The following is a 5,966-nucleotide window of genomic DNA, read 5'->3' as shown; positions in this document are numbered from 1 at the left end:
TTCGGCACCATTCCCATGGGCCTGGCGACGATCATTAACGGCTTTCTGTTGTTCGGCCTGCCGCGCTGGGGCGACGGTGTTATTCAACTTGTTGAAGTGTTGTGGTGGATCGATGTGGCGATGTCGCTGGCCTGCGGTGTGCTGATTCCGTACATGATGTTTACCCGCCAGGAACACAGCATCGATCAGATGACCGCGGTCTGGTTGCTGCCGGTAGTGGCGGCGGAAGTGGCAGCGGCCAGCGGCGGCTTGCTCGCCCCGCATCTGACCGACGCCCATGGGCAACTGATCGTACTGACTACCAGCTATGTGCTTTGGGCATTCTCCCTGCCGGTGGCGTTCAGCATTCTCACCATTCTGTTGCTGCGCATGGCCTTGCACAAACTGCCCCACGAAAACATGGCCGCGTCGAGCTGGCTGGCGCTGGGGCCGATCGGCACCGGTGCGCTGGGCATGTTGCTGTTGGGCGGTGAGGCACCAGCGATTTTTGCCGCGAATGGTCTGCCCGGCGTCGGTGAAATTGCTTCAGGCCTGGGTCTGGTCGCTGGGATCACGCTGTGGGGTTTTGGTCTGTGGTGGATGTTGATGGCGCTGCTGATCACCGTGCGTTATCTGCGTGACGGCATTCCGTTCAACCTCGGCTGGTGGGGCTTCACCTTCCCATTGGGCGTGTATTCGCTGGCGACGCTGAAACTGGCAAGTATCCTCAACCTGACATTTTTCAGTGTGTTCGGTACGGCGCTGGTGATTTTGTTGGCGGCAATGTGGCTGATCGTCGGCAAGCGCACCGTGCAGGGCGCGTGGCGTGGCGAGCTGTTTGTCTCGCCGTGTATTGCAGGTTTGAAGAAATAATCCGAAAAGTTTAGGTAAGGTGTGGCCTGGATCGTGGTGCGGGATTCCAATAACAAGCACCCAGGCCTCACTACCTAACATCAGGAAACACGGAAGATGAGTCACCCCTCACAGTTCAACCTGTTGCGCACCCGGCGCTTTTTGCCCTTCTTTATTACCCAGTCGCTCGGCGCGTTCAACGACAACGTGTTCAAGCAGTCGTTGATCCTCGCCATCCTCTATCGGTTGACCATCGAGGGCGATCGCTCGATCTGGGTCAACCTCTGCGCGCTGCTGTTTATCCTGCCGTTTTTCCTGTTCTCGGCGCTGGCCGGGCAGTTCGGGGAAAAATTCGCCAAGGACGCGCTGATCCGTCTGATCAAGCTCGCGGAAATCGCCATCATGGCCGTAGGATCAATCGGCTTCCTCTTCGATCATCTGTCGCTGATGCTGGTGGCACTGTTCGCCATGGGCACTCACTCGGCGTTGTTCGGCCCGGTGAAGTATTCGATCCTGCCACAGGCCTTGCGCGACGATGAACTGGTCGGCGGCAATGGTCTGGTGGAAATGGGCACGTTTCTGGCAATTCTCGCCGGCACCATCGGCGCCGGGATCATGATGTCGACCGAGCACTACGCGCCGGTAGTCTCCGCAGCGATCGTCGGCATTGCCGTGCTGGGTTATCTGGCCAGCCGCAGCATTCCGCGCGCGGCGGCCTCGTCGCCGGAAATGCGCCTGAACTGGAATATCTTCAGCCAGTCCTGGGCGACGCTGAAACTCGGTCTGGGCCAGACGCCTGCGGTGTCGCGCTCGATTGTCGGTAACTCGTGGTTCTGGTTTGTCGGGGCGATTTACCTGACGCAGATCCCGGCCTACGCCAAGGAATGGATGCACGGTGACGAAACCGTGGTCACGCTGATCCTGACCGTGTTCTCGGTGGGCATCGCGCTGGGTTCGATGCTCTGCGAGAAGCTCTCGGGGCGCAAAGTCGAGATCGGACTGGTGCCCTTTGGCTCGTTTGGCCTGACCGTGTTCGGCCTGTTGCTGTGGTGGCATTCCGGTGGGATCCCGGACAGCGTCACCGGCCATAGCTGGATTGCCGTGCTGGGCTTCGTGCACACCTGGGCGGTGTTGATCGACATCCTTGGCCTGGGCATTTTCGGTGGTTTCTATATTGTGCCGCTGTACGCGCTGATCCAGTCGCGCACGGCTGAAAACGAACGGGCGCGGGTGATTGCCGCCAACAACATTCTCAACGCGCTGTTTATGGTGGTGTCGGCGATTGTTTCGATCGTGTTGTTGAGCGTCGCCAAACTGTCGATCCCGCAACTGTTCCTGGTGGTGTCGCTGCTGAATATCGGCGTCAACGCCTACATCTTCAAGATCGTTCCGGAATTCAGCATGCGCTTCATGATCTGGCTGCTCAGCCATTCCATGTACCGCGTCGAGCACCGCAACCTTGAAGCGATCCCGGACGAGGGCGCGGCGCTGTTGGTGTGCAACCACGTGTCGTTCGTTGACGCCTTGCTCATCGGCGGTGCCGTGCGTAGGCCGATTCGCTTTGTCATGTACTACAAGATCTACAACCTGCCGGTGCTGAACTTCATCTTTCGCACGGCGGGCGCGATTCCTATCGCCGGACGCCAGGAAGATATCCAGATCTACGAAAAAGCCTTCACGCGCATTGCCCAGTATCTGAAGGACGGCGAATTGGTGTGCATCTTTCCAGAAGGCAAATTGACCGCCGATGGCGAGATCAACGAGTTTCGTGGCGGCGTGACGCGGATTCTCGAAGAGACCCCGGTACCGGTGATTCCGCTGGCGTTGCAAGGATTGTGGGGGAGTTTCTTCAGTCGCGATCCGAACAAGGGCTTGTTCCATCGCTTGTGGTCGCGGGTGACGCTGGTGGCGGGGCCGGCGATTACCGAAGGGACCGAGCCGGCGAAGTTGCAGGTGTTGGTGGGGGAGTTGCGCGGATCTGTTAGATAGTCGGTGTATCAAAAGGCCCCTTCGCGAGCAGGCTCGCTCCCACAGTTGACCCTGTTCCAATGACGGAACGCGGTTGAACGTGGGAGCGAGCCTGCTCGCGAAGACGGTATCGGCTTAAGCGCTGACTTTAAGGCCAATCAAACCCGTGACGATCAACGCCACACTGACCAGCCGAATCAACGCCATCGATTCACCAAACAGAATGATCCCGGCGATCACCGTGCCCACGGCACCGACACCGGTCCAGATCGCATAGGCCGTACCCAACGGCAATTCCTTCATCGCCAGACCGAGCAAACCAAGGCTGATGGCCATGGCGGCAACGGTCAGGGCAGTGGGGAGCGGGCGGGTGAAGCCGTCGGTGTATTTCAGGCCGACGGCCCAGCCGACTTCGAACAGGCCGGCGCAAAACAGAATGATCCAGGACATGCAGGACCTCCATCGATTGACGGGGTCGTCCCCAGATGAATGACTCGATCGAGCCGCAGGGTCGTCCCCGCGTTGCGCAATATAGTGACGAGCATTAACCCGGGGATCAAGTTTTCAGCCTCAATCGGCAGCCCGTTGCGCGAGGTTGTCGCGGTCTTCCTTCTCGCTCATGCGCCGGAAGTACGTCGACAGCAGTGCTCCGGAAATATTGTGCCAGACGCTGAACAGCGCGCTCGGCACCGCCGCCAGTGGCGAGAAGTGCGCACTGGCCAACGCGGCCCCCAAGCCAGAATTCTGCATGCCGACTTCCAGTGCCAGCGACTTGCGCTGAGCCAGCGGCAGGCCGAACAGGCGCCCGGTGAAGTAGCCGAGCAGATAACCGAAGCTGTTGTGCAGCATGACCACGGCCATGATCAGCAAGCCGGACTCGGCGATTTTCGCCTGACTCGCCGCCACCACGGCGGTGACAATAATCACGATGCTGACCACCGACACCAGCGGCAACACATCCACCGCATGCCGCACCTTGTCGCCGAGCAGCCGCTGCGCGACCACGCCGAGAACGATCGGCAACAGCACCACTTGCAGGATCGACCAGAACAGCTCCATGAACGATACCGGCAACCACGCCGAGGCCAGCAGCCAGATCAGTGCCGGGGTCAACAGTGGGGCGAGCAGGGTGGTGACCGCGGCAATCGCCACGGAAAGCGCCAGATCACCGCGTGCCAGCCAGGTCATCACGTTCGAAGAGGTGCCGCTCGGGCAGCAACCGACCAGAATCACCCCGACGGCGATTTCCGGCGGCAGGTGAAACACCTGGCAGAGCAACCACGCCACACCGGGCATGATCACGAAATGCGCAACCACGCCCAGCGCCACCCGCCACGGATGGCGAGCGACGGCGGCGAAGTCGTCGAGTTTGAGGGTCAGGCCCATGCCGAACATCACCAGACCCAGCAGCGGTACGATCGCGCTTTTCAGGCCGATGAACCACGCCGGTTGCAGGAAGGCCACGACGGCGAATATCAGAACCCAATAAGCGAAGGTATTGCCGACAAAGCGGCTGAGTGCAGCCAGTGCGCGCATGGCTTGATCCTTATTTTTGGTTACACCACAAAACATTGTGGGAGCGAGCCTGCTCGCGAAAGCGGTGAGCCAGACACATTAATGTTGTTGGCACACCGCATTCGCGAGCAGGCTCGCTCCCACAGGTTAAATACTCGTCAGTGTCAGATCCCCTGCGGCATCTCTTCCCCACCCAACGCTTCAACCAGTGCCGGCAGGAAGTCGCCGAAGGTCAGCATCATCAGGGTGAAGCTGGCATCCAGTTGGCCCAGGGCTTCGTCGCCACCGTCCTGTTCCGCCTGATCCTGCAACAGATCCTCGAATTTCAGGCGTTTGACGGTCATCTTGTCGTCGAGCATGAACGACAGTTTGTCTTGCCAGGCCAGCGACAACTGAGTGACGACTTTGCCGGTGCTCAGGTGCAGCTGGATTTCTTCGCTGGTCAGGTCCTGGCGCTTGCAACGGACGATGCCGCCGTCTTCGTGGGTGTCGCGCAGTTCGCACTCGTCCAGTACATAAAAATCGTCGGCGGCTTTCTGCGTGGTGACCCACTCGGTCATCACCGCAGTCGGTGCCATTTTCACGGTGAGCGGACGCACGGGCAGGGTGCCGATCACTTCGCGCAGGGTCGACAGCAGGTCTTCAGCACGTTTCGGGCTGGCCGAGTTGACCAGGATCAGGCCCTGTTTCGGCGCGATCGCGGCGAAGGTCGACGAACGACGAATGAACGCGCGCGGCAGAAACGCCTGGATGATTTCATCCTTGATCTGGTCGCGTTCCTTCTTATAGACCTTGCGCATCTGCTCGGCCTCGATCTCTTCGACCTTTTCCTTGACCGCGTCACGCACAACGCTGCCCGGCAGAATACGTTCTTCCTTGCGCGCAGAGATCAGCAGGAAATCGCCGCTGACGTGTACCAGCGGCGCATCTTCGCCCTTGCCGAACGGCGCAACGAAACCGTAAGTGGTCAGCTCCTGGCTTGCACACGGCCGCGCCAGTTTGGTCGCCAGTGCAGTTTCCAGCGCCTCGGCATCGACAGGCAGGTCTTGGGTCAGGCGATAGATCAGCAGGTTCTTGAACCACATGGGGCGAGTCACTCCTTTATACAAAGGGGGGCATTATTGTCTTCGCCGGGGCATAGGCCAACCCTTCTCTAAGCCTTTGGAAGGCCTCGGAAAATTATTTAAAAAAGTGCTTGCCAGAGGTTGGGGTGCTCCGTAGAATGCGCGCCACACCGAAGCGAAGGGTGATTAGCTCAGCTGGGAGAGCGTCTGCCTTACAAGCAGAATGTCGGCGGTTCGATCCCGTCATCACCCACCATTCGTTTCAAGTGTTACGCGCAGCGGTAGTTCAGTCGGTTAGAATACCGGCCTGTCACGCCGGGGGTCGCGGGTTCGAGTCCCGTCCGCTGCGCCATATTCGGTAACCTGGACCACTGAACGCCAGGTCGCCACGGAAAAACCCGCTGAAGCGGGTTTTTTTCTGTCTCAAGGTTGTACCCGCGGGGTGTATCGTTTCACCGGTTTTCAGATTTTTTTGAAAAATATTTAATTAAATCAGCACTTTACGAAAACCTGTGGCATAATGCGCCCCGTAACGAAGCGAAGGGTGATTAGCTCAGCTGGGAGAGCGTCTGCCTTACAAGCAGAATG

At 59.2% G+C, this 5,966-nt stretch carries 5 protein-coding genes and 2 tRNA genes; 4 read left to right on the top strand and 3 right to left on the bottom strand.

All coding sequences use genetic code 11. From position 1 onward, the window contains the following. Positions 1–852, top strand: an 852-nt coding sequence (locus D8U82_RS11820) for a C4-dicarboxylate ABC transporter (RefSeq protein ID WP_130902252.1), incomplete at its 5' end; no start/stop codon positions are given. 96 nt (positions 853–948) lie between these two features. After that, positions 949–2,820, top strand: coding sequence for an MFS transporter (locus tag D8U82_RS11815; RefSeq protein WP_130900883.1), 1,872 nt, complete (start codon positions 949–951; stop codon positions 2,818–2,820). A gap of 114 nt (positions 2,821–2,934) precedes the next feature. Here D8U82_RS11815 and sugE read toward each other — a convergent pair whose 3' ends face one another. From sugE to rdgC, 3 genes are all read right to left on the bottom strand, one after another. Beyond that, positions 2,935–3,249: a quaternary ammonium compound efflux SMR transporter SugE gene (gene sugE / locus D8U82_RS11810; RefSeq protein WP_024012188.1), complete on the bottom strand. Its 315-nt coding sequence runs from the start codon at positions 3,247–3,249 to the stop codon at positions 2,935–2,937. 120 nt (positions 3,250–3,369) lie between these two features. Then, a complete protein-coding gene (locus D8U82_RS11805; RefSeq protein ID WP_041479525.1) occupies positions 3,370–4,335 on the bottom strand; it encodes a bile acid:sodium symporter family protein in 966 nt (321 codons plus the stop codon). A gap of 143 nt (positions 4,336–4,478) precedes the next feature. Then, a complete protein-coding gene (rdgC, locus tag D8U82_RS11800) occupies positions 4,479–5,399 on the bottom strand; it encodes a recombination-associated protein RdgC (RefSeq protein ID WP_024012190.1) in 921 nt (306 codons plus the stop codon). Between the two features lie 159 nt (positions 5,400–5,558). Between rdgC and D8U82_RS11795 the strand changes: the two genes are divergently transcribed. Then, positions 5,559–5,634: transfer RNA gene (locus D8U82_RS11795), tRNA-Val, on the top strand. Between the two features lie 19 nt (positions 5,635–5,653). Further along, a tRNA-Asp gene (locus tag D8U82_RS11790) sits at positions 5,654–5,730 on the top strand. Positions 5,731–5,966: the final 236 nt, after the last annotated feature.

The organism is Pseudomonas sp. Sample_23, assembly GCF_004307595.1.
GTDB classification, from domain to species: domain Bacteria; phylum Pseudomonadota; class Gammaproteobacteria; order Pseudomonadales; family Pseudomonadaceae; genus Aquipseudomonas; species Aquipseudomonas atacamensis.
Note: the sequence above shows the minus strand (reverse complement) of the source record. Positions and strands in the feature narration are given on the sequence as shown.